Raw genomic sequence first — 26,011 nt, 5'->3', positions numbered from 1 at the left:
AGGAAAATATAATGAATTTAAAAGAATTAGTCACAGGAGGGTCTGGTGAAAAACAATTTTTGCTAGGTAATGAAGCTGCTGTAAGAGGTGTTATAGAGGCAGGTGTTTCTATTGCAGCGACATATCCAGGAACTCCTTCATCAGAAATTGGAAATGTATTATCAGTATTGGCTAAGGATGCCAATATTTATTTTGAATTTTCTACTAATGAAAAGGTCGCAATGGAGGTTGCAGCTACTGCAGCCGCTTCAGGACTCAGGTCATTTACATTCATGAAGCATGTAGGCATGAATGTAGCCAGCGATTCATTCATGACAACCGCATATTCCGGAGTCAATGGGGGAATGGTTATCTTGTCTGCTGATGACCCATCTTTATTTTCATCTCAAAATGAACAGGACACCCGTAATTATGCAAGATTGGCAAATGTGCCTGTTTTAGAACCTTCCAATTGTCAGGAAGTAAAGGACATGGTTAAATATGCATTTGATTTGTCCGAACAGTTCAAATTACCGGTAATTGTCAGAACAACCACTCGCGTATCTCACATGAGGGGAGTTGTCGAATTTGGAGATGTTAAGGATAATTCATCAAATAATGATAATCACTGGAAGAGAGGTCACTTCAATAAAGATCCATCAAAATACGTTCCGGTTCCTGCATTTGCGGGGGATATGCACGTCAGGTTATGGGATAAGATTCATAAATTGGAAGAATTAACCAATAAAAGCGATTTCAACTGTGAAATTGATTTCTCAAGTGATAAAAAATATGGCGCCATCGCTTCAAGCAGCGCCTATAATTATGCTCATGATGTTATCAAATTCAATGAGTTGGATGTTGATATTTTAAAATTAGGATTTTCATATCCTTTCCCACAGGATAAGGTGGCTGAATTTCTAAAAGATTTGGATGAAGTATTCATAGTTGAGGAAGTCGATCCGATAATTGAAAGGGATGTGTTGGCTTGCATTGGCGCAAAGCAGCTTGATGTTATCGTACATGGTAAGTTAGATGGAACATTCCCTCTTTATCACGAATTCAATTCAGATGTTGTGGCAGAAGGATTTAATAAAATATTGAACTTTAAGGATGATGAAAATATTGGATTTTCTGAAAGTTTAGAGAAATTAAGCGAAGACATTCCGTCCCGCGCTCCGGTCCTATGTGCAGGATGCCCTCACAGAGCAATGTACTATGGAATAAACAAGGCCATTGAAGAGTTGGGCCTCAAAACTTCAGATGTGATTTTCGCATCAGACATCGGATGTTATACTTTAGGTATCAATCCTCCTTACAATGCCGCCGATTACTTGCTGTCAATGGGTTCAAGTGTCGGGGACGGCTGCGGATTTTCGGTTTCAACCGACCAGAAGGTAGCAAGCTTCATTGGGGACTCCACATTTTTCCACAGCGGTATTTCTCCATTGATCAATGCAGTTCACAACAAACACAATTTTGTCTTGACTGTTTTGGATAACAGAATTACTGCAATGACTGGCGGTCAGCCAAATCCGGGCATTCCGATTGATGGGATGGGTGATGAGGCACCTGAGGTGTCAATTCGCAAATTGGCCATTGCCTGCGGATGTGATTATGTGCGTGTAATCAATCCATTTAACCTGGACCAGGTCGTAAAAACCTATAAAGAGGCATTTGAGAGAAATGATACTGCAGTCATCGTATCAAAGGCCCCATGTACTTTAATCAAAGGCTTGACTAAAAAGCCTCCAGTTAACTTTGTTGAAGGTAATTGTAACTATTGCGATAAATGTGTAAGTGAACTTGCATGTCCTGCAATTTCAAAAATCAATGGAAAAATCACTGTTGATGCAGCACAATGCGACGGATGCAATGTTTGTATTCAGGTCTGTAAATATGGCGCTTTAGAGGCAGGTAGGTGAGAAAATGGATAATCATTATAATATTTATATTTGCGGTGTTGGAGGTCAGGGAATTATCAAGACTTCAACAATCATTGGCGAAGCTGCAATGAATCAGGGTTTGGATGTGGTAATGAGTGAAATTCATGGTATGTCTCAGAGGGGAGGATCCGTATCAACCGAGTTAAAGATAGGTGGATACAACTCATCTATCATTCCTAAAAAAGGTGCAGATATGTTGCTTTCTTTTGAACCGATTGAAACAATAAGAGGTCTTGACAAGGTAAACAGCGATACAAAGATTGTCTATAACACTCATCCGATTATACCGTCTTCAACCAATAAACCTTATCCAAGTGTAGATGGCATAACCAAAACCTTGAAGGAAAATTTCAAATATGTTCTTCCGATTGATGGGACAAAGCTGGCTATTGATGCTGGAAGCGTTTTATCTTTGAATATGGTTCTTTTAGGTGCTGTCACTGCCGATGACAAATTCCCGCTAACAAAGGAATCAGTCATTGATGCAATGAAAAATAATCTAAAACCTAAATTCCACGACATGAATTTAAAAGCAATAGAGAGTGGATACAAATCCATCAAAGGTTAAATTTTAAATACTATTTAAACTAAAAATTTAATTAGATAATAAAAGTGTGGTATTATGGCTTACAAAATTGACAATGCTATTATAAAAAAAGATAAGGATGGAAAAATATCCTTGATTGATCCTGAAAATGTATTTGGAGATGTAGATGCATTTATAGCAATTAAAAGTGATGATTTGATTACTATTCAGCTTTTAATCAACAGTATAATGAAAAATGATTTTAAAAGTTGGAAGGAATTAGGCACTATTCCAGATAGTGAACCAATTAAAAGCCTATTTGTCCGCTTAGGTTATTCAAGAGAAGATATAGCTAAAATGTTAAAAGAGTTCTAGCTATTTTTCTTTACTTATTTTTTTTAATTTTTATAAAATTGCTTTCATTTAGTTTTATTGCTCTCATTTTATAAAATTTACTCGAAAAAACCAAATTATTTAAATTACATGCTTTGATTTGAATATAAAGGTTATTATAGTCTATTTTTAATATATTTATCCATATTTGTGATTTGTTGGGTGGTAGAATGAGTCTAATTCTTGAATATGGTGAAAACAAGTATAAAGATGGTAAAGATGAAGGTATCGAGCAGGTATAGAAAAAATAATAGTTAATTTGTTAAAGTCTGGAGAAATGCCTGAAGAAATCGCCAATAACTGATGTTTCCTTGGAAAAATTAATTGAAATAAAAAATAAAAATAAATTGTAGAAAAGATTCAAATCTTTTCTATATTTCTTTAATATCGTTCTCATCTAATATTTTAACATTGCTATTTTCAAGTGCTTCAATAGCATTTTCCATATTTTCCAATCTCATAACCACAATAGCCTCATCGGTTTTGCTGCTTACAAAAGCATATAGGTATTCTAAGTTAATTCCTTTTTCATCGAATACAGCTAGTGTAGAATTTAATCCATTAGGTTCATCTGGAACTGCTAAAATAATGACCTCATTTTCCTTTACAATAAAACCATCATTTTCCAATGCCTCTATTGCCTTTTCATTATCAGAAACGATTAATCTTAAAATTCCATATTTGCTAGTGTCAGCTATTGAAAGTGCGCGAATGTTAATGTTTGACCTTCCTAATGTATCAATAGCTTTTTTAATCCTTCCTTCTTTGTTTTCTACGAAAATTGAAATTTGTTTCACTGCCATTTTATCACCTAGTCAAAATTCCTTTCATCAATTACACGAACAGCCTTTCCTTCACTTCTTGGAAGTGTTTCAGGTTCACAGATTGTCACATCCACTCTAAGGCCGGTTTCTGACCTGATGGATGATTGAATCTGTTTTTCCACTTTTTCCATTTCTTTCATTTCATCGAAAAACAAGTCTTTTGAAGCCTCCACTTTAACTTCCACTTCATCCAGAATATCTGGTCTTGTTACATGAATCATGTAATTAGGGCTGATACCTTTAATCTTAAGCAATGCCTTTTCGATTTGTGATGGGAATACCATAACACCTTTGATTTTCAACATATCGTCGCTTCTACCTGTGATTCTAGTCATTCTCACTGTTGTTCTTCCGCATTCACATTTTTCTTCTATTAAAGAAGTCAGGTCTTTTGTTCTGAATCTTAGGATAGGCATTCCAGTTTTGGTAAGGGATGTTAGGACAAGCTCTCCTTTTTTACCATATCCGATGGTTTCTCCAGTTTCGGGGTTGATGATTTCAGGGTAGAAATGATCGTCTTGAATGTGCATTCCGTTTTGCTCATCGCATTCCTGAGCAACACCTGGACCCATAACTTCAGTTAATCCGTAGATGTTGTGGGTTTTTATTCCAAGGGATGCTTCAATTCTTTTTCTCATCTCATCGGTCCACATTTCGGCACCGTGGATACCGATTTTCAAATTGATGTCATCAAGGGAAATTCCTGCCTTTTCTCTTGATTCTCCGAGATACATTGCATAGGATGGGGTGCATGTTAAGATATCACTTTGGAAATCCACCATTGTATCAAGTTGCCTTTGAGTGTTTCCTGCAGAAATGGGAATTGTAATTGCGCCCATTCGATTTCCGCCATGGTGAATTCCGAATCCTCCGGTAAATAATCCGTATCCATATGCATTTTGAATGATGTATTCTTTTTCTGCACCAGCCATTTTAAGCCCACGTGCAATACATTCTCCCCAAATGTCCAAATCATTTTGGGTGTATGCAGTTACGGTTGGTTTTCCGGTTGTTCCGGATGATGCATGGACTTCTACAATCTCTTCACGAGGAACTGCAAGCAAACCCAAAGGATATGCTTCTCTCAAATCGCTTTTTGTTGTAAATGGTATTTTTTCGATATCTTCCAGAGTTTCAATGTCTTCTGGCTTTAGACCAATTTCATCAAATCTTTTTTTGTAAAATTCAACATTTTCATATGCCAATTTTACAGTTTCTTGCAGCCTTTTAAGTTGCAATTCTTCTTTCTCTTCTCTGCTCATACATTCGGCTTTTTCATCCCAAAACATATTATCCCTATTTCAATTTTTATAAACATGTTTAAATTTTGAATTTGATTTATATATAATTATGCAATTTTATTTTAATATTATTATTATAATGTACAAATAATCGCAAAATAGCATTTAAATGGTGTTGTTGTACAAAAATGTACATCAATGTATCTTTATGCTAATATTTATATATGTATTTATACTATATATATTGATTGTATAATTCTGTTATATTTATTAGAGGTAATTATTTATGAACGTAATGATTTTAGCAATTGTATTTATAATCTACATATTCGCACTTGTTTTTGTAGGTTATTATGCATACAAAAAAACTAATTCCTCTGAAGACTTTATGATTGCTGGTAAGGACACACACCCATTTATTATGGCAATGAGTTATGGGGCCACATTTATTTCGACAGCAGCTATCGTTGGTTTTGGAGGAGTTGCCAGTGAATATGGTATGAGTGTTTTATGGTTAGCATTCTTGAACATTATTATTGGGGTATTCATCGCATTCGTATTTTTAGGTAAAAGAACTCGTAGGATGGGTCACTCTTTAGGCTCTTTGACATTCCCTGAGTTTTTAGGTAAACGTTTTGACAGTAAATTTATTCATTATTTCTCAGGATTGATTATTTTCTGTGCAATGCCACTTTATGCAGCTGTAGTATTGATTGGAGCTGCAAGATTTTTGGAATCATCATTGCTGATTGATTTCAGTATTGCATTACTCATCTTATCAATCATCATTACATTTTATGTATTGTTCGGTGGTATTCGTGGTGTAATGTATACTGATGCGCTCCAAGGAACCATCATGGTTGTGGCAATGATATTCTTGCTTGTATTTGTATATTGGATACTTGGAGGAGTGGATACCGCAAACACTGCACTGACCAATATGGTTAATTTATATCCTGCAGATGCTCTGGCAACAGGAGGTACGGGCTGGACGGCATTCCCAGAGTTCGGAACTCCATTCTGGTGGTCTTTAGTATCTTCAACACTTATCGGTGTGGGTATTGGGGTACTCGCCCAACCTTCATTGATTGTGAGATTCATGACAGTCAAATCAGATAAGGAATTGAACAGGTCTGTCTTGATTGGAGGTATTTTCATCGCAATCATGCCTACCACCGCATATATCGTAGGATCACTTTCAAACGTATATTTCTATGATACATTAGGCAAAATTGCTGTGGATGTGGTCGGCGGAAACATTGATAAGGTCATTCCGACATTCATCACAATGGCGCTGCCTGAATGGTTTGTCTACATCTTCCTGTTATCATTGATTGCAGCGGCAATGTCAACAATATCTTCACAATTGCACACTCAAGGAACTGCATTCGGTGTGGATATTTATGGACAAATAAGGGATAAGTCCAAACAGAAACTGGATCAGGTAAGCATTTCAAGAGTCGGTATTCTAATAGCTATTATCCTGGCATTAGTGATGGCATATTCACTTCCTGGAAGTGTGGTTGCACTCGGAACAAGCCTATTCTTTGAAATCTGTGCTGCGGCTTTCCTGCCGGTGTTCTTAGGAGCCCTTTACTGGAAAGGAATTACAAGACTTGGAGCTATTGCGGGAATATTGTCCGGAACATTGACAAGTCTTTTCTGGATGGTGTTCGTATTCAAGAAAACTGCAGTAGGACTTGGTTTATGCCAATTCATTTGTGGTGTAGAGACATTAATCCCAGCAGCACCATGGCCGTTCATTGATGTGATGTTGATTGCCGTTCCGATTTCTGCAATATTCACTATTGTTGTGAGTCTGCTTACAAAACCTCCTGCCCAAGAGGTTATCGATAAGTCATTTGAAAATATAGACACTAAAGGAAGTGATGCATAATGATGATTTTAGGAATTGAAGACCCTTGGATTTGGGGAGTCTATCTCGGAATTATCTTATCTACACTTTTATGTGTTGTTTATGGTATTATAAATTGGAATAAGGGAGATTAGGTCTCCTTATTTTTTTCTTTTTTTTAAAGCTTAATATTCTCTTTTTAAATTACTAATAAATTAGATTTATGTAACATAATTTTTATAATAATTAAATTACAAATATTAAAGTAGAATTAAACAATTGTTTTTTAAAAAGGGGTATTAAATGAGCGGAAGAGATATTGGAAATATTATAGAAATTATTAGAGATGATTTTAAGTCAGCATTTTCAAATCCTATCGTATCGCTTGTTTTGATTGGGATAATTATCGTGCCTTCGCTTTATGCACTTATAAATATTCAGGCATGTTGGGATCCTTATGAAAAAACAGACGATTTGGATTTTGCCATTGCCAATTTGGATAATGGAACAGATTTTGAGGGCAATCAGTTAAACATTGGAAATGAATTGGCCAAAGAACTTAAGAAGAATGATAAATTTGATTGGACATTTGTAACGGAAGACGAACTGCGGGACGGTGTTTATAGCGGCGAGTATTATGCGGGCATTATACTGCCCAAGAATCTGAGTGAAAATGTCGTTTCAATTATGGGCGATGACCCTAAACAAGCGAAACTGGAGTATATCGTAAATGTTAAGGCAAATCCGGTTGCAGCTAAATTAACTGATTCCGCTGCAAATTCAGTTTATACCTCTTTAAATGCAAAAATTGTTGAAATTATAAATATTGCAGCTTATGGAAAGCTTGGTGAATTGCAGGAAGGTCTCTCTTCAGGTGCAAGCCAACTTGCTAGTGGCGGAAGCCAGATTCAGGCGGGTTCGGCACAGATATCTTCAGGTGCAGGCCAGGTATCTTCAGGCGCAAGCCAGGTTAAGGACGGAGCAAGTCAAGTTCAGGAAGGCGCTAGTCAAGTGCAAGAAGGAGCATCAGATGTCAATGATGGTGCAAGCCAAATAAAACAGGGCTCATCCGTTGTAAAGCAAAGTGCAAGTGAAGTCGAACAGGGTTCAAAACAGTTACAATCAGCAATTGACCCGTCTACAATGCCTGAAGGACCTATGAAAGATTATGCGGAAGGGAATATTAAACTTGCAAATGCCAGTGGTGAAGTAGCTAAAGGCTCCAGTGAATTGGCCGACGGTTCAGTTGACCTTGCGGAAGGTTCATCAAGGCTTGCAAACGGTTCCAGTGATGTTGCAAAAGGTGCAAGTGATTTGGCTAGCGGGTCAGTTGACCTTGCGGAAGGTTCGTTAAGTCTCGCAGCAGGCGCACAATTGCTTGGAAATTCAGCATCACAGGCACTATATTCAGCAGCAGCCGCCTTAGGGTCATCTGCCAATTCACTTTCAGGCATCACAGGCATCAATGAAACAATACTTGGAGATTATTTCTTGGCACCTGTAAAATTAGATAAACATGAGCTATTCCCGGTTCCGAATTACGGATCCCAGGTCGCTCCATTCTATCTGGTATTGTCCATGTGGGTCGGTGCTCTGATTTCATGCGCAATGCTGAAAACTGGAATCAGCAAAGGAACCAAATATTCTCCGCTTGAAATGTATTTCGGCAAATTGGCTTTATTTGTAGTGTTGAGCATTCTTCAAGTTGGCGTTACATTAATAGGTGCCTTTATTTTAGGAATATATGTCGATAATGTGCCGTTATTCATACTTTCGGCGCTGATAGTCTCTGTAGTGTTTATGGTATTCATATATTCATTGGCTTCCGCATTGGGAAATGTCGGAAAGGCGATTGCAATTGTTCTTCTGGTAATTCAGATATCCGGAACCGGTGGAATTTATCCCGTTCAAATTATGGATCCGATTTTCAGGGTGCTTAATCCGTACCTGCCGATGACTTATGCGATTACTCTGATACGCGAAGCGCAATTAGGTTTGGTTTGGTCCAATTACCTACCTGCATTGGTGATTCTTTTGGCTATGGGAATCTTAACTGTCATTGTTGCCATTATCGTTAAGGAAAAGGCGGACCATACTGCACATTACTTTGAAGAATGTTTAGAGGAAAGTGGACTATTTTAGAAGTTTTTCAACTTCTTTTTATATTTTTTTGAATAGGTTATCAACTGAAAAGTTTATTAATACTATCTGCCAATATTAATAATAACTAGTTAAATGGAGGTAAGATTATGGTACACCCTTTAATCCCTGCTGTATTATCCTTTATCATACCTGGATTAGGTCAAGCTGTTGCTGGTGATATTAAAAAAGGTATAATATTTTTCGTGATTGCTATTGTAATTGCTATAATTGCATCATTAATCTTTAAGGATTGGCTCGTTTATATTTTAAATCTACTTTATGCCATTTATGCAGCATATGACGCACACGAAATGGCAGCATAAGAAAAATATTATTTTTTTCTTCTTTTCTTTTTTTTTAAAATCAAATTTGAAAATATAAAATTTATATAAATCAAAGTAAAAATTTTTAATCAATGACATCAAATGAATCTGAAAAAATTTTTACAAAATCCTTTTTCCTAATTTTTGGAGCATTATTGTTCACGGCACTAGTTATGTACGCGCTCATGTCTACCGTAACTGAGTATGCTACATCTATGGGCTCAACTGCCACTATTGCAGGGCTTGTATCTGGAATATATGTCTTTGGAGGGCTTTGTTCAAGAGTCTATTCGGGGGATGCTCTTGAAAGGGTTGGCTGGAAAAGGATTGCATTGATTTTCATGAGCATTCATTTTTTAGTCTGTCTTTTATACTTCTTGGTAAATGACGTTACAACATTGATTATCATCAGATTCATTCATGGAATCGGCTTTGGAGCCTCAGCAAATGCAATCGTAACTATTGCTTCTGCAATTCTTCCTCAAAAGCGTTTTGGAGAAGCGTTCGGGTACTTTATGCTTGGAACTACATTGGCCGTTGGTTTAGGCCCTTACATTGGTGGTTTTGCATATGATGCTGCAGGTTCGGCGGGCTGTTTTTTATTAGCCAGCATATTTTCAGCTATCGCATTGATTTGCATGTATTTCATTGATGTAAGCCACCATGACCCGGTAAACGATTCATCTGATACTAAAAGAATCACCTATTCTGGCATTGAAAGGGTTTTAGAGTTTAAGGCCATTCCAGTTTCATTATTCACAGCCCTTACAAGTCTGGGTTATGTTTCAATTCTATCCTTTTACAGGCTTTATGCAGTTGAAGTCAATTTAACTGGCATCTTTTCATGGTTTTTCATAATCTATTCGGTTATTCTGGTTTTATCAAGGCCTGTTGCAGGTAAAATCCAGGACAGGGGAGGAGATTTGATTGTCTGTGTAGTGGGCATTGTAGCGCAAAGCATTGGGCTTCTGCTGATTGCTTTGATTCCATCTACTGTCACTGTTGTCTTATGTGCATTGGGCACCGCATTGGGATTCGGTACACTCAACTCTGCATGCACCACTATAATTACAAGAAACTCCACTCAAGAGCGCCGTTCCTATGCGCTTTCAACATTTTTCATATTCTGTGATGCGACAATGGGCTTCGGACCGGCATTGTTGGGCTGCTTTGTATCCGCCAGCACAGGATATGCTCCTTTGTATTTCATATCATCAATAATTACAATATTGGCATTGCCGATTTGCCTGTATGCTTTGAAGATTAGAAAATAATATTAACTTTCCTTTTTAAACTATCTTCATGAATGACCTATTCAAGTATTTTAATAAATTTGAAAAGAATGACCCTGAATTTTATGAAATTTTTAAGAATTTTGCTTATGGCGAAGTCTTTGAATATTCAACATTGACAGAAAAGGAATCCATTCTGGTGACTTTGGCTTGTTTGATTGCATGCCAATCACCAAAAGCATTTAAAAAGATTTTAAGATCTGCTTTAGATAAAGATATCTCTCCAATAGAGGTAAAGGAATTATTGTACCAGTCCGTTCCTTATGTTGGCTTTGCAAGAGCCCACAACTTCTTTGGCGTCGTAACTAAGGTCTTTGATAAGAAAGGAATCGATTATCCCTTAGTGCCGCAATCAAATACAAATCCTCAAAATAGGCACAAAAAAGGCCGCGAACTTCAGGACAGGTATTTTGGAGCTGAAATGATTCAGATGATGAATGACAACACTCCGGATGGTCAACAGCACTTCAACAGATTCTTAGAAGGATTTTGTTTTGGTGATTTCTACACTCGCGATGGTTTGGATGATCAGCAAAGGGAATTGATTACATTTGTTTTCATTGCATCCTTGGGAGGATGTGAAAATCAGCTCAGAGGCCATACCCAGGGTAACCTAAGTGTTGGCAATGAAAAGGAGAAATTAGTCTCAGCAATTACTGTAATAATGCCTTATATTGGTTTTCCAAGGACATTAAATGCATTGGCGATAGTTAATGAAATCTGCGAATAAAAAAAGGAATATTAATGTTTTTTAACATTAATATTTGAATTCATAGGATTCTTCAATTGCGAACATGTTTCTGAATTCGGCGGTTGCATCGTTGAGGAAGAATACTCCCATTTCCCAGTTGTTGGCTTTGTATGCTTCAGCTATTTCAGGCATCAATTCAAATGCTTTTTCAACAACCGCATCATTTCCGGATAAGTCGGCTGTTCCGTAGTATCTTAAAAAGTGTTCTCCGTCCCATGCAGCTATTTCCACATTTGGATTGGCTTCCATTTGTTTGTAAACGTCTTTATGTTTTCCTACTCCGAAATAGATTTTGTCTTCGAATAATAAGTGGAAACCTAAAGGCCTTACTTTTGGTTTGTCTTCATTTACTGTTGCAAGGTAAAATACTTGTGCTTTTGTTAAAAGTTCGTCTACTTTTTGTATATCTGACATTTTTACACCTCTGGTTTTATATTAAATTGATTTAATATTTCTATGTTTTTATTTTTTTTCATTCAATGGTAAATATTATAATAACGTAAATATTTATTTTATTCTTAAATTATTAGTCAATAAATAATTTAAATTTCGATATTAAGAATTATATTATTTTAAAACTATAAATAAATCATATTAATTAGTTTAATATGGATATATTTTTTTTGAAAAGTTATTTAAATAACTTAATGAATATATATTCCTATCGAATGTTATTTTATTTGGGGATTTAAATGGAAAAGAAAGTTAAAGTAATTATTTTAATATTGATTCTATTGGTTTGTTTGGGTTTGGCCACTCACTTGTTCTTGACTCCTTCAAGCGTTAAGAGTGGCAATCATGAAAATGTAACTGATATGATTAATAGGAGTGTGGAAATTCCGTCAGAAGTTGATAATGTTGTGGCAACCTCTCCGCCAATGACTACTGTGCTGTATATGATTGCTCCCGATAAATTAAAAGCAGTTAACTTCCAATGGACAGAAGGCGAGTTAAAATATGTTCCAGGCCAATATGCAAATTATCCTGTTGTCGGTGGTTGGTATGGAACTCAAGATGGTAGTTATGAGGAATTTATAGCTGCAGAACCTGATGTTGTAATTGAATCCATTGATGAAGGAGGGGATGGCGATCTCTCAACAGTCGATGAACGTCAAGAAAAGTTCGGCACAATACCTGTAATTGCAGTTAAAGACACAACAAATGTTGAAAAGGTAGGTGAATCCATTTCATTTATAGGCAAGGTAGTTGGTGCTGAGGATAAGGCCAATCAGCTTAATGACTTCAATAATAAATACTTGGACATTGTTCATGACAGATCATCTAAGCTATCTGATGGCGATAGGAAGACTGTTTATTATGCATACGGTGATGATGGGCTACAGACAAGTCCTTCCCATTCAACCCATGGCCAGTTGATTGATTTGATTGGCGGAAAAAATGTAGCGGATTCCCTAAATCAGGGAAATACAACAAGCGGTGTACAAGTGTCAATTGAGCAGATAATCAAGTGGAATCCGGATATCATTATCACCAACAATCAGAATTTCTATGATAATGTTTACAATAACTCAAATTGGGCTCATATCAAGGCAGTTCAGAATAAGGAAGTTTATGTTTCACCACAGTCTCCATTCAAATGGTTTGATAGGCCGGTTGGTGCAAACATGATTATTGGTGTTCCATGGACCGCAAAGGTAATTTATCCGGAAGACTATAAGGATATTGATATGGTTGATGCTACAAAAGAGTTCTACAGCGAGTTCTATCACATTGATTTAAGTGATGATGACGCAAAAGATATCTTACTAGGTTCAGGACTTAAGGAGTCAAATTTATAGAGGATTTTCATGAATGAAGATACAAAGGAAATTATTAGTATTGTACTTTTGATTTTTCTTCCAATTCTTTTATTTTTCGCATCTTTTCTAATTGGAAGATATCCGATTAGTCCGGTCGATGTTGTAAGTACAATTTTATGTCCAATTTTTCCGCAATTGGAAGTCTCTCCAACAATAACAACAATAGTATTTGAAATACGTCTTCCGAGGATTATTGCTGCTATTGTTGTAGGTGCGGCCCTTGCAATGGCAGGAGCGGCATTTCAAAGCATCTTTAAAAACCCTCTCGTATCCTCAGATTTGCTCGGTGTGTCAAATGGAGCTGGTTTTGGAGCGGCTCTTGCAATTATCTTAAGCGGTTCTAATGCGGTAATTCAGATTTTTGCATTTTTATTTGGATTGATTTCAGTATCCATTACATACTTAATTTCAAGAGCTTACAAAGCAGGCGGAATATTGATATTAGTTTTATCAGGTGTTGCAATTTCCGCTTTTTTCAATGCATTAATATCAGCCATTAAGTTTATAGCTGACCCTGATGATAAATTGCCTGAAATTGTCTATTGGCTAATGGGCAGTCTGGCGTCCGTTACTATGGATAAATTGATAATGATTCTAATCCCTATCATTATTGGCTTTGCAATTCTGCTTGCTTTAAGATGGCATATGAATTTGCTCGCAATGGGGGATGAGGAAGCACAATCTTTGGGTTTAAATCCTTCAAGAGTAAGATTATTAATTATAATGGGCTGTACACTGCTCACTTCAGCAGCAGTATCAATCAGTGGAGTTATCGGTTGGATTGGGCTTGTTATACCTCATATGACTCGTATGATTGTGGGCCCCGACAATAGAATCTTGATTCCGGCTTCCCTGAGCTTTGGAGCTAGTTTCCTGTTGCTTATTGATAATATTTCACGTGCAGTAATTTCAATTGAAATTCCGATAGGGATATTAACGGCGATTATTGGAGTTCCAATATTTTTATATCTACTTAAAAAGGGGTATTCAGAATGGTCTTAGACACTAAATTGTTTGAAGTTAAAAATATTTCATTTTCATATGATGGCGATGAAATATTTTCAGATATCAGCTTTTCCATTGACAGGGGTGATGTCTTATGTATTTTGGGACCAAACGGGACTGGAAAGACAACATTAATAAAATGCCTTAATGGTCTGCACGATATTGATTCCGGAGAAATATTAATCAATGGAAAATCTATTAAAAAAATATCCTTTAAGGAGATTTCAACTCATATAGGATACATTCCGCAATCACATGTTCCGTCTTTTCCATTTAAGGTTCTAGATGTTGTGGTTATGGGAAGAGCTCCTTATTTGAATTTAACAGATTCTCCTAAAAAAGAGGATATGGAAATTGCAATGAATTCCCTTAAAACTCTAGGAATTGATCATCTCAAAGATAAGGAATATACAAATTTGAGTGGTGGTGAAAGACAATTGGTATTTTTAGCAAGAGTCCTTTGTCAAAAACCTGACATATTGATATTAGATGAACCAACTTCACATTTGGACTTCGGAAACCAGATTAAACTTTTAGAGATTATTGATAATTTGTCAAAAGCAGGTCTTTCAATTATAATGTCATCACATTTTCCGGATCATGCATTTTTAAGCTCAACTAAAGTAGCAATAATGAAAAATAAAAAATTCATTGATTTTGGAAGTCCAGATGAAGTTGTAACTGAAAGTAACTTAAAAAAAGCTTATTCAATTGATGTCAAATTAATTGAGTTGGATAATAACAGAAAGGTATGTGTGCCTTTAAAAACAAACTTGAAATTGGATTTATAAGGTGATATGATGAACGAACAAGAGTATGATGAACAGTTAACAAAAGCGGCTAATTTTCATGGTCATGTCTGTGGTGGAATAGCTATTGGCACTAAATTGGCCATGTATGGTCTTGAACTTCTTGGAATGGAGCTAAATAAAAGACATAAAAATCTAATTGTATTTTTGGAAATTGACAGATGCATGTCTGATGCGGTTCAATCCGTTACAGGATGTTCCATGGGTAAAAGAACATTGAAACAAATGTATTATGGAAAATTCGCAGCTACATTTTATAATACTGATACTGGCGAGGCTTTAAGGATTACTGATGCGGATGCAAACAAAAAATTCAAGGATGAGGAAACAAAAGAGGAAATGATTGCTCGCTTTAGACGCACTCCTCCTGAAGAGTTGTTTAAAGTGGATAAAGTTAAGATTGAATTGTCTCCAGGAGACATGCCGGGCAAACCTTACACTACAACATTCTGTTCTGTCTGCGGTGAAAAAGTATCTGATGGCCGTCATGTGCTTAGGGGCGGAAGACCGCTATGCAGATCCTGTGCTGAAGGATCCTATTATGAATTAATTGAAGATTAATAACATGTTTTTAAATTAATCTTTAAATTTTTTTATTCTTATTTTTCATTGATATTTTTTACTATTTTTTTGTTTAGTTGTATTTAATTATTTTATTTATGATTTAAAGATTAATTTATCCATTAATTTATTTTTTAATAATTCATTACGATATGTTTATATATTCATGTTGTTTAATATTAAATTGTAATAAGGAATTAAATAGGTCGAAAAATATGGATTTGATGGGAGGATATTTATTAATATGTTCAATATTATTTTCTGCTAATTTGGCGCTTTTAATAGGTAATTTTAAATTAGACAATTTAAAGGTTGTTGTTCTATCTCTCATAAGCGCTATTGTTGCTTTTGTTTTAATAAATGCCTCAAATCAAATAAAACAGCACTTATTGTTTTTATTGGGATATTTTACGTTTATTTTTCTGATAATTGCCATTGCTGTCTTTCTGATAATGTTATATTATTTAAAAAAAGAAGAGATTATGCTTCCAATATATTCAATTTCAGCTATAGCCATGGTTTTAAGTGTTCTTTTATCATCACAATCCAGTTTAACGTTTTTTGACACAATATTATATTCTTTGTTTGTATTTATTGTATTCTTTGTCGTTTATCAACTTTCAAAATTATTAATGCACGCCAAACGGCCGTACCCAGTAATTATCGGTGAGTTCATGAGTCTATTTGCTATATTATTGTTTATTTTCGCATTAACTTACTATTCCACATTTACTCTTGATTATTCAATGTTCAGCTCATTTCTGATTTTGACTCCATTGTATCAATTGATGTATCTTATTATTGGGATTGTTGTTTTAATGGTTGTAGGGGTGCTTTTGAATGAAAGTTATGGGGGAAATTCATGATAATTCAAGGAACTGAAACATTAACTTCATTGATTCATATTCTTTCAGAAAGTTTATTAACTCCCGTTGTTATTTTGCTGGTCGTATCTGTAGTAATTGTCATTCTTTCATTTGGAGGATTAATCAATGAATATATATCAAGAAAACCAATAAAATCAAATGAATTAGAGGAGTTAATAAGAAACGTTTCATTTTCAAATAATGTTTCAGAAATGAAAAATAAAATTGAAGATAGTAATTTATTCTCTTATCAAAAGGAAATATTGATTAGGATAGCTAACAATCATGATATTGGTAGTGATGCTAGAAAGGCTCTTGCAAGTGAGTTAATTTCAAGTGAGGAAACAAGATTAATTAAGAGAACTAATAAAACGGATATTCTTGTTAAAGTAGGTCCAATTTTAGGTCTTTTAGGAACTTTGATTCCATTGGGGCCAGGTTTGGCCGCACTGGGCAGTGGAGATATTCTAACCCTTGCCGAATCATTAACAATCGCATTTGATACAACTGTCACCGGTTTATCTATTGGGGCCTTGTCATATTTGATTTCTAAATACAAAAAGCAATGGTATGAATCAGACTTGATAACTGTTGAAACAGTCGCTGAGGCGGAACTTGAAGCTATAAATAAGTGGTGATAATATGCTTAGGAAAAAAAGGAGAATTTCTTCATCAAGTGATGATGATCCAATGAGTGGGTTAAACAATCTTTCAGATGCAATGCTTGTTTTAGCTTTGGGCTTTTTGATTTTTGCTATAATGGCTTTATCCGTAAATCCGGACATGATTTCAAATCAAAGTCATACTCAGGATGTCTCATCTGCAGAAACTTTTACTCAAAACTATACTGATGCCGGAGGGCTTGAAGATAGCGGATTTAGTGAAGTTGGTAAAGTATATGAGGATCCGACCACTGGCGAACTTGTAATGGTATCGGGTTGAACTATAATTTAAAATCGTGTTTATTATCGTGGAATTTTGCGATAATTGACCTTTTCTTTATTAATTTTTATTCTTTTCGATAATTTATTAAGGGATTTCGGCTTTTTTTAATATAGGTTTTATAATGATTTAACATTTATTTTATAACATTCTAATTTTTATTTAATTTTTAAATATGTTTCTAAATCTTATTAAAATAAGATTAAAATAATAATTAATTAATATAAAATAAATAAACTAGAAATTAAAAATTTATAATTTAAATAAATATATTATTGCAGTTTTTTATTTCTTAGTTCTAACTCGTTATGAAAAAATATATATGTCTATTGTTAATTAAATATTATATACTAATCAAGATATTCAAATTTTAATTAGGGATTTGGAAATGAATGAAAAAATATTGGGAATTTTTATAAGGATTATAAATTGATAATATTATTTCAGATTTCTATAATTTTATTATCTGCAGTTACACTAGCAGATGTAAATGAAAGCAGAATATTGATAGCACTGCATATTAGGTTGGTGGTCGCAAAAAACTTTATTCATCATTGCTTTTTTTACAAATCTTTGATTATCATGTTTAATATCTGGATGGTGTTAGTTATAAATTATTCAAAAAGGAGGAAAAAATATGGACTCTAAGAAAATATTATTTATTGGTATCATAGCTTTAGTAGCTATTGTTAGTATTGGTTCATGTGCTGCAGGTATTTTCGACTTCCTTGGCGGCGAACCTGACTTAGACGGACAAGAAGTTAATTTAGCTGCTGCAGCTAGTTTAAAAAATGCTTTCGATAATGATTTAATTCCTATGTTTGAAGAAAAATATCCTGGTGTAAAAGTTACTCCTACTTATGCTTCAAGTGGGGATTTACAAACTCAAATTGAAAACGGTTTAGCAACAGATGTATTCATGTCTGCTGCAAACAAACAGATGGATGCTTTAGTAGAAGAAGATATAATTGATAACGACACTAATCTCCAATTCTTAGAAAATAAAGTTGTTTTAATTGTACCTGCTGACTCAGACGCTAACATATCTTCATTTGAAGATTTAAAAGACATCGATGGTAACATCGCTATTGGTGACCCTGAATCCGTACCTGCAGGTCAATACGCTGAGCAAGTATTAAACAATACTGGTATTTGGGATGATGTTGAATCTAAATTATCTTTAGGTACTGATGTAACTGCAGTATTAAACCAAGTAGCTCAAGGATCCGCTGAATGCGGTATCGTATATGCTACCGATGCTAAATCCACTGATGACGTTAAAGTTATTTGTGAAGCTCCTGAAGAAGTTTTAGACACTCCAGTTATTTATCCTATAGCTGAACTTAAAAACTCAACCGATTCAGATGCTGCAAACGCATTCATGGACTTCTTACAATCTCAAGAAGCTAAAGATGTATTCGTTGAATACGGTTTTACTCTTCATGAATAGATTCAATATTAAATAGTTCATATGAGTAATATATATTATTGAAGGTGATATAGACATGACTACTGATTGGTCCCCGGTTTTCATTTCAATGAAAACTGCAAGCTTATCAATTTTTGTAACCTTTTTTGTAGGTTTGATTGTTGCTTGGGGTATTGTTAAGATTAAAAATGATACAATAAAAATTGTACTTGATGGTATTTTTACACTGCCGATTGTACTGCCGCCTACTGTAGTAGGGTTCTTTTTGTTGTGGATTTTTGGTGTTAGAGGACCAATAGGTAGTTTTTTTATAGACTTCTTTGCTGTGAAAATCGCTTTTTCATGGCCTGCAACAGTTATTGCTGCAGTAGTCATGTCTTTCCCTTTGATGTACCGATCTTCTAGAGGAGCTTTTGAACAAGTTGATTCAAACTTACTGGATGCCGGTCGGACATTAGGTATGTCCGAGTGGAAAATTTTTTGGAAGATTTTATTTGCTAATGCATTGCCGGGAATTATTAGTGGTGGAATTCTTGCTTTTGCCCGTGGTTTAGGAGAATTCGGTGCTACAGCAATGCTTGCAGGTAATATCGCGGGACAAACCAGGACACTCCCTATGGCAGTTTATTCTGAAGTAGCTGCTGGTAATATGGGGGAGGCTTTTAATTATGTTATAGTCATTGTCATCATATCGTTTATAGCTATTTTCATCATGGATTATGTTTCTATACGTAAGGAAAGGCAATGGAAATAATTTTCTATTGATGATATTAGAACTTTTTTTCATGTACGGGGTATGTTATGGATAATAAATTGTTGAAGGTAGATATCCTCAAGGAACTTAAGGAATTTGACTTGGATGTTGATTTTGAATTGAGAAGAGGGCGTTTGGGTATTCTTGGCCCTTCTGGTTGTGGTAAAAGCATGACCTTGAAGTCTATTGCAGGCATTGTAACTCCGGATGAGGGTGTTGTAAGTGTAATTACAGATGATGAAAATGTTTATTTTGATTCTGAAAAAAAGATTAATCTAAAACCTCAAAGTAGAAATGTAGGTTACCTATTTCAGAATTATGCCCTGTTTCCCAACATGACTGTTGAAGAAAATATTGCAATTGGTTTATCAAATGATTCGGATAAGAAAACAGTATCTGAAATGATTAAGCGTTTTCATTTAGATGGCTTAGAAAAGCGATATCCCCGACAATTGTCTGGGGGTCAGCAGCAAAGGGTTGCTTTGGCTAGAATATTGGCTTACGGTCCGGATGTTATATTGTTAGATGAGCCTTTCAGCGCTATGGATACTTTCCTAAAGGAACAGTTGCGTATTGAACTTGTAAATTCCCTGAAAGATTTCGACGGATTTTCTGTAATGGTCACTCATGACCGTGATGAGGCATTCCAGTTCTGTGATGAACTTATAGTGCTTGATCAAGGCAAAATCATAGCGAAAGGGGATACTTATGATATATTCGAGAATCCAAGAAAAGTTCAGGTTGCAAGACTTACAGGGTGTAAAAATATTTCCAAAGTAGAAATCATTGATAATTATCATCTTAAGTCTTTGGATTGGGGAGTAACTTTTGAGGTATCTGAAGAGATTCCGCCGAACATTACTCATATTGGAATAAGGGCACATGATTTTGTTTCTGCTAAAGAAGATGATGTCAATGCATTCGATACTAAGAATGCAACAAAATTGGAAATGCCTTTTGAATGGGAAATCACCTTGGCAAATGGGTTATGGTGGAAATTTGATAAAGAAATTCAAGAGCATGAATTTGAGATTCCGGAATATCTGAAAGTTGATCCTAAGAATATTATCCTATTGGAAGAATAGCTCAATCATATCTCTTATTTTCTAATTTATCTTCTTATTTTTTTTGGTTTTGATTTCTTTTCTATTTTTTGTGTTATTGTTTATTTGTCTGATACTATCCTTTGCTTTGTTCTTTAAGTATTTTTAAAGCGTGCAAATAGTTTGCAGCTATTCTGTTGCAGGAAACTCCATTGGAAAACCTTGATTTATAGTTTAGCTATAGGGACCTATCTAATCTTTAAATCTCTTAAGTAAGTTATTTTGATGTCAAAATATTCTAAATTTATCTCAAATTCTTTTTTTTGTTATTATCCTATTTTCACATCGTTAAATCGGTGTTAAATCAGAGTAAAATTATTTAAATAATGAAATTTAAAATAATCTTAATCAGATTTTTATGGTGTTATTTCATTGAGAGTATATGTTGCGAGAGATGGACTATGGGTAATAAATTGTTAAGGGTAAATATTCAAAAAAAACTTAAAGAATTTGATTTAGATGTTGATTTTGAATTGAAAAGGGGACGTTTGGGTATTCTAGGTCCTTCTGGTTGTGGCAAAAGCATGACCTTGAAATCTATTGCAGGTATTGTAACTCCAGATAAGGGTGTTGTAAGTTTAACAACTGATGAAGAAAAGGTCTATTTTGATTCTAATAATAAAATTAATTTAAAACCTCAAAAAAGAAATGTCGGTTATTTATTTCAGAATTATGCCCTATTTCCAAACATGACTGTTGAAGAGAATGTTGCCGCGGGGTTGTCTAAAGGATATGATGAGAGAATCGTATCTGAAATGATTCGTCGTTTTCATTTGGAGGGATTGGAAAAAAGGTATCCTCGACAATTGTCAGGTGGTCAGCAGCAAAGGGTGGCTTTAGCTCGTATATTGGCGTATAGTCCTGATGTTATACTGTTGGATGAACCGTTCAGCGCTATGGATACTTTCCTAAAGGAACAGTTGCGTATTGAACTTGTTAATTCTCTAAAGGACTTTGACGGATTTTCAATCATGGTTACTCATAATCGTGATGAGGCATTCCAGTTCTGTGATGAACTGATAATATTGGACAAAGGTAAAATCATAGCAAAAGGAGATACTAACGAGATATTTGAGAATCCTGGAAAAGTCCAGGTTGCAAGGCTTACCGGATGTAAAAATATTTCTAGAATAGAGGTTATAGATGATTATCATCTCAAGTCTTTGGATTGGGGAGTAACTTTTGAGGTATCTGAAGAGATTTCCCCTAATATTACTCATATTGGAATAAGGGCACATGATTTTGCTCCGGCTGAAAAGAATGATGTAAATGTGCTAGACACTACAAATGCAACAAAATTGGAGATGCCCTTTGAATGGGAAATAACTTTGGCAAACGGCTTATGGTGGAAATATGATAAACAGATTCGCGAGCACGAATTCGAGATTCCCCCATATTTGAAAGTGGATCCTAAAAATATAATATTGTTGGAGGAGTAGCTAGAACTTGAAGCACTCCTTTTCGTGATTGTCAATGATTCCAATGGATTCGAGATAAGAATAGATTATTGTCGGGCCAACAAATTTCATTCCGCGCTTTTTCAAATCTTTAGAAATGTTTTTGGATAGTTCTGATTCGGTTTCAAATTCCGCTTTAATGATTTCACCATCAGTAAAACCCCAAATGTATTCATCAAAGCTTCCAAACTCTTTTTGAATATCGATAAATATCTCTGCATTGTTGATTGCGGCACTGATTTTTCCTTTATGGCGAATAATTCCAGCATCTAATCGCAGTTCTTCGATTTTATCCTCACCATATTCGGCTATTTTTTCATAATCAAAGTTGTCAAAAGCTTTTTTAAAGTTTTCCCTTTTTTTAAGAATCGTAATCCATGAAAGTCCCGCTTGAAATGACTCCAGCACCAGCATTTCAAACAGTTCCTGATCATCATGAGTTGGAACTCCCCATTCCTCATCATGGTATCTGACGTATATTTCATCATCAGTTACCCAACTGCATCGTTTATTAGTCATAGAAATTATTATTAAAAGCTTTATTTAAATATATTTTCATATGACTGTTGCTAAATCAAAGAGGATTTTCTATTTTGATGCATTAAGGGCATTGGCCATTATTTGTGTTATTGTAGTCCATGTTTATGCAGTAACCAGGACATATGTGATGGCGGAATATGATGTAATTCCTTCTTTAGGTTGGATTTTCTCTCAAACTCTTGGAAACTGCTTTAGGATAGGTGTAGATTTATTTTTGATGTTGGCTGGGGCGCTGTCATTGGGGCGTGTCTGGACGATTAGGGAATTTCTAGGAAAGAAGATTCCACGAATTGTCTCCCCGTTTATATTCTGGGGTTTAATACTAAGTGCAATTGGAATTTTATTGTCTTATTATTTTGGATTTAAGTTTTTGTATTCCTTTGATGCATATTCAATACTAAAATTTGTTTATGGCGCTTTCATGTCCACTTCACCGGGTTTTACGCCCTATTGGTTCTTTTGGATGATTTTGGGCACTTATCTAATCATGCCGATTTTCAATAAATGGCTTGCGAATTGCGAATTGGGCGAAGTGGAATACTTTTTGATGATATGGCTGATTACCTGTTTGTTTGACTACACTTTAAACATGTCTTTTCCAATTAAATTGTCCTATTTTACAAGCCCAATTGGTCTGACTGTTTTGGGTTATTATTTAAGGCATACCGAGAGGAAAATTCTAAACAATCCTTATTTTGATTTGGCATTAGTACTGATATCTGCAATAGGCATGCTGGTTATTGTCTGTTATTTATCTTCACCAAACAATATGGTGACATTGGATCGCTATTCTTTACCTATGGCTTTGGAAGTGGCAGGCATATTCTTATTGTTCAAGAATTTTGAAAAATTCAATTTGCATTTCGATGCTATAAAGCCTTTAGAAAATTTATTTAGGAAACTGGTGGCATATCTGGCAAGATATAGCTATGGAATATATTTAATTCAAGGAATGTTTTTATGCATATACGCAAAAATATTACCATATGGGGAATTTTACAGTCATGTAATTGCAATGTTCATTTTAATTGTGGCTAGTTCACTTATAACAATGCATTTGCTTAGCAAAGTTCCATATGTCAAAGAGGTTATAGGTGCAAAATAAATATAAAGAGGGAAAATTATGGTCAAATTAGGTATGGGAATGATGAGGCTTCCGCTTCTGGATGAAAACGATTTTACAAGCATTGATTATGAACAGGTTAATCAGATGGTGGATAAATATATGGATGCGGGTTTCGATTACTTCGACACCGCATATGTTTATCATGAAGGCGTAGGGGAGGATGCATTTAAAAAATGTGTCGTTGAGAGATATCCTCGTGAATCATTTAAAATTGCAACTAAATTGCCTTTATTTGTAATTACAGAAGAATCACAATTGGAGCCGCTATTTGCTGAACAGCTCAAGAATTGCGGTGTCGAATATTTTGATTATTACATGCTGCATAATGTAAGCGGTTTTACGGAAACCGCCTGGAAAAATGTTGACTTGTATTCATTCATCCAAAAGAAAAAGGAAGAAGGATATATCAGACACATTGGCCTATCAACCCATGGTGATGCGGAATTCCTAGAAGAGATCCTATTTGAGCATCCGGAATTGGAATTTGTTTTGCTTCAAATAAACTATCTTGATTGGGAAGATGAGGGAATCGAATCTAGGAAATGTTTGGAAGTTGCAAAAAAATACAATAAACAAGTAATGATTATGGAGCCGTATAAAGGGGGATTTTTGGCAGATGTGCCAGAGGAGGCTGAAAAATTAATGAAGGAATATAATCCTGATAAATCAGTCGTTTCATGGGCGATGAGGTTTGTAGCTAACCTGGATGCTTGTGTTGTTTTAACCGGAGCAAGCAATTTGAAGCAGCTTGAAGATAATATTCATGAATTTGAAAATGCGGATCCGTTAAATGAGGAAGAATTGGAACTTCTCGAGAAGGTGTCAGAAATCATTAACAGCAACATCACTGTGGACTGTACAAAATGCAGATATTGTGTTGATACATGCTCTGAAGAGATTGATATTGCTAAGCTGTTTGACTTGTACAATAAGCATAAACTTCTAGAGAAGGATGATTGGACACAATTTGGAAATGCTTATTTAAACTATTCTAAGCTCCCTGGTGTTGGAATAGCTTCCGATTGCATAGAATGTGAAAATTGCATAGAGGAATGCCCTCAGCAAATCAACATTCCTGAAGTACTAAAGGATGTTGCAAAAACATTCGAAACCGAGATTTATGGATTTGAAAATTAATCCCTCTTCTTATTTTTTTAGAATTAAGCAAGTTTTAATAATAATTAAAAATATATTTATAAATAGTTATTTTATTGAGTGTTTACTATGATACCTGGTATGAATAAAAAACAAATGAAACAGATGGAAAGGCAAATGAAAAAGATGGGCATGAAAATGGAAGAACTTGAAGGTGCCCGTGAAGTCATTATCCGTTTTGATGAAAAAGAATTAATCATCGACAATCCTAGCGTAAGCTTAATGAATGTAATGGGTCAGGAAACTTACCAAATTGAGGGTAAGGCTCGTGAAGTTGAACTTGAATACGAGGTTGAAATTCCTGATGAAGATGTTGAAATGGTAGCCAATAGCGCTAACGTTTCCGAAGACGAAGCAAGAGCCGCACTTGAAGAGTGTAAAGGAGACCTTGCAGAAGCCATCATGAAATTGAATCAATAGATAAAATGACTGTAATTGCACATATTTCAGATCTGCACACATCAAAATCGGATTTTGATGAAGAAGTTTTCATGCAGGCAGCAAGCGAAATCAATAACCTAAAACCGGATATGATAGTTTTAACCGGCGATTTGACTGGTCACGGCTATTATGTTGAATTTGAACAGGCAAAAAAATATTTGGAAATGTTTGAAGCTCCATTATTTGTAGTTCCTGGAAACCATGATGCACGTAATTTAGGTTATCAGACCTTTGAAGAGCTGATTGGTGAGAGAAGCTGGAAATTGAGTGTTGGTGAAGACCTTACAGTAATAGGTTTGGACAGCAGTTCTCCCGATGAGGATAGAGGCCATATCGGAGGCCCTCAACATATGTGGTTGGAACACCAATTGGATGAATGCGTAATAAATGAAAATTTCTCTATTGTTGCTTTGCACCACCATGTGATTTCCATTCCACAAACTGGTCGTGAACGTAATGTTTTATCAGATGCAGGCGATATTCTAAAAACTTTAACAACACATGAAGTTGATTTGATTTTATCCGGACACAAGCATGTTCCGAATATATGGAGAATAAACGAAACTATTGTTGTTAATGCCGGTTCCCTATGTTCTACAAAGCTTAGGGGAAACATCAGGAATTCTTATAATGTGTATAACATTACAGATGATGAAATAGAGATTTTTCTAAATAATGTCGGTGGAGAAAAATTGTTATTTGGAAAATATCCGAGAAATGAACTATAAATT

General features: G+C 35.1%; 28 protein-coding genes. 24 read left to right on the top strand and 4 right to left on the bottom strand.

Features of this window, described 5'->3' with window-relative positions; all coding sequences use genetic code 11:
- Positions 1-11 precede the first annotated feature (11 nt).
- The 3 genes from iorA to ACJMLD_RS00315 are packed head-to-tail and all read left to right on the top strand — an operon-like array spanning position 12 to position 2,826.
- Entirely contained in the window at positions 12-1,904 is a 1,893-nt protein-coding gene (gene iorA, locus ACJMLD_RS00325; protein WP_405266873.1) for an indolepyruvate ferredoxin oxidoreductase subunit alpha, read from the top strand.
- A 4-nt stretch (positions 1,905-1,908) separates the two neighbouring features.
- Entirely contained in the window at positions 1,909-2,493 is a 585-nt protein-coding gene (locus ACJMLD_RS00320) for an indolepyruvate oxidoreductase subunit beta (protein ID WP_405266871.1), read from the top strand.
- 54 nt (positions 2,494-2,547) lie between these two features.
- Positions 2,548-2,826 carry a hypothetical protein gene (locus ACJMLD_RS00315; RefSeq protein WP_405266869.1) on the top strand — a complete coding sequence of 93 codons (279 nt, stop codon included), beginning with the start codon at positions 2,548-2,550 and terminating at the stop codon, positions 2,824-2,826.
- 389 nt (positions 2,827-3,215) lie between these two features.
- On the opposite strand, the gene ACJMLD_RS00310 is transcribed toward ACJMLD_RS00315, so the two are convergent.
- Positions 3,216-3,647 (bottom strand): amino acid-binding protein, encoded by a 432-nt coding sequence (locus ACJMLD_RS00310; RefSeq protein ID WP_405266867.1) that lies wholly within the window; start codon positions 3,645-3,647, stop codon positions 3,216-3,218.
- Positions 3,648-3,655: 8 nt separating this feature from the next.
- Positions 3,656-4,957 (bottom strand): phenylacetate--CoA ligase family protein, encoded by a 1,302-nt coding sequence (locus ACJMLD_RS00305; protein WP_405266865.1) that lies wholly within the window; start codon positions 4,955-4,957, stop codon positions 3,656-3,658.
- Between the two features lie 238 nt (positions 4,958-5,195).
- Between ACJMLD_RS00305 and ACJMLD_RS00300 the strand changes: the two genes are divergently transcribed.
- From ACJMLD_RS00300 to ACJMLD_RS00275, 6 genes are all read left to right on the top strand, one after another.
- A complete protein-coding gene (locus ACJMLD_RS00300) occupies positions 5,196-6,806 on the top strand; it encodes a sodium:solute symporter (protein WP_405266864.1) in 1,611 nt (536 codons plus the stop codon).
- The gene (locus tag ACJMLD_RS00295; RefSeq protein ID WP_369814535.1) at positions 6,806-6,919 is read left to right on the top strand and encodes a symporter small accessory protein; all 114 of its coding nucleotides are present in this window, start codon (positions 6,806-6,808) and stop codon (positions 6,917-6,919) included. Before ACJMLD_RS00300 ends, ACJMLD_RS00295 begins: the two co-directional genes overlap by 1 nt.
- Before the next feature lie 148 nt (positions 6,920-7,067).
- Positions 7,068-8,906 carry a YhgE/Pip family protein gene (locus ACJMLD_RS00290; protein ID WP_405266862.1) on the top strand — a complete coding sequence of 613 codons (1,839 nt, stop codon included), beginning with the start codon at positions 7,068-7,070 and terminating at the stop codon, positions 8,904-8,906.
- A gap of 107 nt (positions 8,907-9,013) precedes the next feature.
- Positions 9,014-9,229 carry a hypothetical protein gene (locus ACJMLD_RS00285; RefSeq protein WP_405266860.1) on the top strand — a complete coding sequence of 72 codons (216 nt, stop codon included), beginning with the start codon at positions 9,014-9,016 and terminating at the stop codon, positions 9,227-9,229.
- A gap of 92 nt (positions 9,230-9,321) precedes the next feature.
- Complete coding sequence (locus tag ACJMLD_RS00280; RefSeq protein WP_405266858.1) at positions 9,322-10,503, top strand: MFS transporter; 1,182 nt, start codon at positions 9,322-9,324, stop codon at positions 10,501-10,503.
- Positions 10,504-10,531: 28 nt separating this feature from the next.
- The gene (locus tag ACJMLD_RS00275; RefSeq protein ID WP_405266856.1) at positions 10,532-11,251 is read left to right on the top strand and encodes a carboxymuconolactone decarboxylase family protein; all 720 of its coding nucleotides are present in this window, start codon (positions 10,532-10,534) and stop codon (positions 11,249-11,251) included.
- Between the two features lie 27 nt (positions 11,252-11,278).
- Here the strand turns inward: ACJMLD_RS00275 and ACJMLD_RS00270 are convergent, their stop codons facing one another.
- Entirely contained in the window at positions 11,279-11,686 is a 408-nt protein-coding gene (locus ACJMLD_RS00270) for a pyridoxamine 5'-phosphate oxidase family protein (protein ID WP_405266854.1), read from the bottom strand.
- A 278-nt stretch (positions 11,687-11,964) separates the two neighbouring features.
- On the opposite strand from ACJMLD_RS00270, the gene ACJMLD_RS00265 reads away from it, so the two are divergent.
- The 11 genes from ACJMLD_RS00265 to ACJMLD_RS00215 all read left to right on the top strand — a co-directional run bounded on the left by ACJMLD_RS00265 (position 11,965) and on the right by ACJMLD_RS00215 (position 22,000).
- Positions 11,965-13,071, top strand: a complete 1,107-nt coding sequence (locus ACJMLD_RS00265; protein WP_405266852.1) for an ABC transporter substrate-binding protein — start codon at positions 11,965-11,967, stop codon at positions 13,069-13,071.
- Between the two features lie 9 nt (positions 13,072-13,080).
- Entirely contained in the window at positions 13,081-14,094 is a 1,014-nt protein-coding gene (locus ACJMLD_RS00260; protein WP_405266851.1) for a FecCD family ABC transporter permease, read from the top strand.
- Positions 14,085-14,888 (top strand): ABC transporter ATP-binding protein, encoded by an 804-nt coding sequence (locus tag ACJMLD_RS00255; protein ID WP_405266849.1) that lies wholly within the window; start codon positions 14,085-14,087, stop codon positions 14,886-14,888. The genes ACJMLD_RS00260 and ACJMLD_RS00255 overlap by 10 nt, the downstream gene beginning before the upstream one ends.
- A gap of 6 nt (positions 14,889-14,894) precedes the next feature.
- Entirely contained in the window at positions 14,895-15,467 is a 573-nt protein-coding gene (locus ACJMLD_RS00250) for an FmdE family protein (protein ID WP_405266847.1), read from the top strand.
- Positions 15,468-15,682: 215 nt separating this feature from the next.
- The gene (locus ACJMLD_RS00245) at positions 15,683-16,333 is read left to right on the top strand and encodes a peptide ABC transporter permease (protein WP_405266846.1); all 651 of its coding nucleotides are present in this window, start codon (positions 15,683-15,685) and stop codon (positions 16,331-16,333) included.
- Positions 16,330-16,971 (top strand): MotA/TolQ/ExbB proton channel family protein, encoded by a 642-nt coding sequence (locus tag ACJMLD_RS00240; protein WP_405266844.1) that lies wholly within the window; start codon positions 16,330-16,332, stop codon positions 16,969-16,971. The genes ACJMLD_RS00245 and ACJMLD_RS00240 overlap by 4 nt, the downstream gene beginning before the upstream one ends.
- A gap of 4 nt (positions 16,972-16,975) precedes the next feature.
- Positions 16,976-17,275 (top strand): DUF2149 domain-containing protein, encoded by a 300-nt coding sequence (locus tag ACJMLD_RS00235; RefSeq protein ID WP_405266842.1) that lies wholly within the window; start codon positions 16,976-16,978, stop codon positions 17,273-17,275.
- Between the two features lie 637 nt (positions 17,276-17,912).
- On the top strand, positions 17,913-18,725 hold the full coding sequence (modA, locus tag ACJMLD_RS00230) for a molybdate ABC transporter substrate-binding protein (protein WP_405266840.1): 813 nt from the start codon (positions 17,913-17,915) through the stop codon (positions 18,723-18,725).
- A gap of 55 nt (positions 18,726-18,780) precedes the next feature.
- Positions 18,781-19,458, top strand: coding sequence for a molybdate ABC transporter permease subunit (gene modB / locus ACJMLD_RS00225; protein ID WP_405266838.1), 678 nt, complete (start codon positions 18,781-18,783; stop codon positions 19,456-19,458).
- 47 nt (positions 19,459-19,505) lie between these two features.
- Complete coding sequence (locus ACJMLD_RS00220) at positions 19,506-20,543, top strand: sulfate/molybdate ABC transporter ATP-binding protein (protein WP_405266836.1); 1,038 nt, start codon at positions 19,506-19,508, stop codon at positions 20,541-20,543.
- Between the two features lie 419 nt (positions 20,544-20,962).
- Complete coding sequence (locus tag ACJMLD_RS00215; protein WP_405266834.1) at positions 20,963-22,000, top strand: sulfate/molybdate ABC transporter ATP-binding protein; 1,038 nt, start codon at positions 20,963-20,965, stop codon at positions 21,998-22,000.
- Here the strand turns inward: ACJMLD_RS00215 and ACJMLD_RS00210 are convergent, their stop codons facing one another.
- Positions 22,001-22,537, bottom strand: a complete 537-nt coding sequence (locus tag ACJMLD_RS00210; protein WP_405266832.1) for a DNA-3-methyladenine glycosylase I — start codon at positions 22,535-22,537, stop codon at positions 22,001-22,003. It lies immediately after the preceding gene.
- Positions 22,538-22,577: 40 nt separating this feature from the next.
- On the opposite strand from ACJMLD_RS00210, the gene ACJMLD_RS00205 reads away from it, so the two are divergent.
- From ACJMLD_RS00205 to ACJMLD_RS00190, 4 genes are all read left to right on the top strand, one after another.
- Entirely contained in the window at positions 22,578-23,663 is a 1,086-nt protein-coding gene (locus tag ACJMLD_RS00205; protein WP_405266831.1) for an acyltransferase, read from the top strand.
- A gap of 18 nt (positions 23,664-23,681) precedes the next feature.
- Positions 23,682-24,821, top strand: coding sequence for an aldo/keto reductase (locus tag ACJMLD_RS00200; RefSeq protein WP_405266829.1), 1,140 nt, complete (start codon positions 23,682-23,684; stop codon positions 24,819-24,821).
- Positions 24,822-24,908: 87 nt separating this feature from the next.
- On the top strand, positions 24,909-25,259 hold the full coding sequence (locus ACJMLD_RS00195; RefSeq protein ID WP_405266828.1) for a nascent polypeptide-associated complex protein: 351 nt from the start codon (positions 24,909-24,911) through the stop codon (positions 25,257-25,259).
- Positions 25,260-25,264: 5 nt separating this feature from the next.
- Complete coding sequence (locus ACJMLD_RS00190) at positions 25,265-26,008, top strand: metallophosphoesterase family protein (protein WP_405266826.1); 744 nt, start codon at positions 25,265-25,267, stop codon at positions 26,006-26,008.
- Positions 26,009-26,011 lie beyond the last annotated feature (3 nt).

Source organism: Methanobrevibacter sp. (assembly GCF_045112895.1).
GTDB lineage: Archaea > Methanobacteriota > Methanobacteria > Methanobacteriales > Methanobacteriaceae > Methanocatella.
The sequence above is the reverse complement of the archived record's forward strand: the minus strand, read 5'-3'. Positions and strand labels throughout refer to the sequence as shown.

What these genes read in the sequence shown, in the direction of transcription:
- ACJMLD_RS00250 (WP_405266847.1), top strand. Translation starts at nt 14,895, where the DNA reads ATGATGAACGAACAAGAGTATGATGAACAGTTAACAAAAGCGGCTAAT.
- ACJMLD_RS00310 (WP_405266867.1), bottom strand. Translation starts at nt 3,647, where the DNA reads ATGGCAGTGAAACAAATTTCAATTTTCGTAGAAAACAAAGAAGGAAGG.
- ACJMLD_RS00235 (WP_405266842.1), top strand. Translation starts at nt 16,976, where the DNA reads ATGCTTAGGAAAAAAAGGAGAATTTCTTCATCAAGTGATGATGATCCA.
- ACJMLD_RS00240 (WP_405266844.1), top strand. Translation starts at nt 16,330, where the DNA reads ATGATAATTCAAGGAACTGAAACATTAACTTCATTGATTCATATTCTT.
- iorA (WP_405266873.1), top strand. Translation starts at nt 12, where the DNA reads ATGAATTTAAAAGAATTAGTCACAGGAGGGTCTGGTGAAAAACAATTT.
- ACJMLD_RS00270 (WP_405266854.1), bottom strand. Translation starts at nt 11,686, where the DNA reads ATGTCAGATATACAAAAAGTAGACGAACTTTTAACAAAAGCACAAGTA.
- modB (WP_405266838.1), top strand. Translation starts at nt 18,781, where the DNA reads ATGACTACTGATTGGTCCCCGGTTTTCATTTCAATGAAAACTGCAAGC.
- ACJMLD_RS00275 (WP_405266856.1), top strand. Translation starts at nt 10,532, where the DNA reads ATGAATGACCTATTCAAGTATTTTAATAAATTTGAAAAGAATGACCCT.
- ACJMLD_RS00190 (WP_405266826.1), top strand. Translation starts at nt 25,265, where the DNA reads ATGACTGTAATTGCACATATTTCAGATCTGCACACATCAAAATCGGAT.
- ACJMLD_RS00305 (WP_405266865.1), bottom strand. Translation starts at nt 4,957, where the DNA reads ATGTTTTGGGATGAAAAAGCCGAATGTATGAGCAGAGAAGAGAAAGAA.
- ACJMLD_RS00290 (WP_405266862.1), top strand. Translation starts at nt 7,068, where the DNA reads ATGAGCGGAAGAGATATTGGAAATATTATAGAAATTATTAGAGATGAT.
- ACJMLD_RS00195 (WP_405266828.1), top strand. Translation starts at nt 24,909, where the DNA reads ATGATACCTGGTATGAATAAAAAACAAATGAAACAGATGGAAAGGCAA.
- modA (WP_405266840.1), top strand. Translation starts at nt 17,913, where the DNA reads ATGGACTCTAAGAAAATATTATTTATTGGTATCATAGCTTTAGTAGCT.
- ACJMLD_RS00205 (WP_405266831.1), top strand. Translation starts at nt 22,578, where the DNA reads ATGACTGTTGCTAAATCAAAGAGGATTTTCTATTTTGATGCATTAAGG.
- ACJMLD_RS00255 (WP_405266849.1), top strand. Translation starts at nt 14,085, where the DNA reads ATGGTCTTAGACACTAAATTGTTTGAAGTTAAAAATATTTCATTTTCA.
- ACJMLD_RS00315 (WP_405266869.1), top strand. Translation starts at nt 2,548, where the DNA reads ATGGCTTACAAAATTGACAATGCTATTATAAAAAAAGATAAGGATGGA.
- ACJMLD_RS00210 (WP_405266832.1), bottom strand. Translation starts at nt 22,537, where the DNA reads ATGACTAATAAACGATGCAGTTGGGTAACTGATGATGAAATATACGTC.
- ACJMLD_RS00200 (WP_405266829.1), top strand. Translation starts at nt 23,682, where the DNA reads ATGGTCAAATTAGGTATGGGAATGATGAGGCTTCCGCTTCTGGATGAA.
- ACJMLD_RS00285 (WP_405266860.1), top strand. Translation starts at nt 9,014, where the DNA reads ATGGTACACCCTTTAATCCCTGCTGTATTATCCTTTATCATACCTGGA.
- ACJMLD_RS00220 (WP_405266836.1), top strand. Translation starts at nt 19,506, where the DNA reads ATGGATAATAAATTGTTGAAGGTAGATATCCTCAAGGAACTTAAGGAA.
- ACJMLD_RS00260 (WP_405266851.1), top strand. Translation starts at nt 13,081, where the DNA reads ATGAATGAAGATACAAAGGAAATTATTAGTATTGTACTTTTGATTTTT.
- ACJMLD_RS00295 (WP_369814535.1), top strand. Translation starts at nt 6,806, where the DNA reads ATGATGATTTTAGGAATTGAAGACCCTTGGATTTGGGGAGTCTATCTC.
- ACJMLD_RS00320 (WP_405266871.1), top strand. Translation starts at nt 1,909, where the DNA reads ATGGATAATCATTATAATATTTATATTTGCGGTGTTGGAGGTCAGGGA.
- ACJMLD_RS00265 (WP_405266852.1), top strand. Translation starts at nt 11,965, where the DNA reads ATGGAAAAGAAAGTTAAAGTAATTATTTTAATATTGATTCTATTGGTT.
- ACJMLD_RS00280 (WP_405266858.1), top strand. Translation starts at nt 9,322, where the DNA reads ATGACATCAAATGAATCTGAAAAAATTTTTACAAAATCCTTTTTCCTA.
- ACJMLD_RS00215 (WP_405266834.1), top strand. Translation starts at nt 20,963, where the DNA reads ATGGGTAATAAATTGTTAAGGGTAAATATTCAAAAAAAACTTAAAGAA.
- ACJMLD_RS00300 (WP_405266864.1), top strand. Translation starts at nt 5,196, where the DNA reads ATGAACGTAATGATTTTAGCAATTGTATTTATAATCTACATATTCGCA.
- ACJMLD_RS00245 (WP_405266846.1), top strand. Translation starts at nt 15,683, where the DNA reads ATGGATTTGATGGGAGGATATTTATTAATATGTTCAATATTATTTTCT.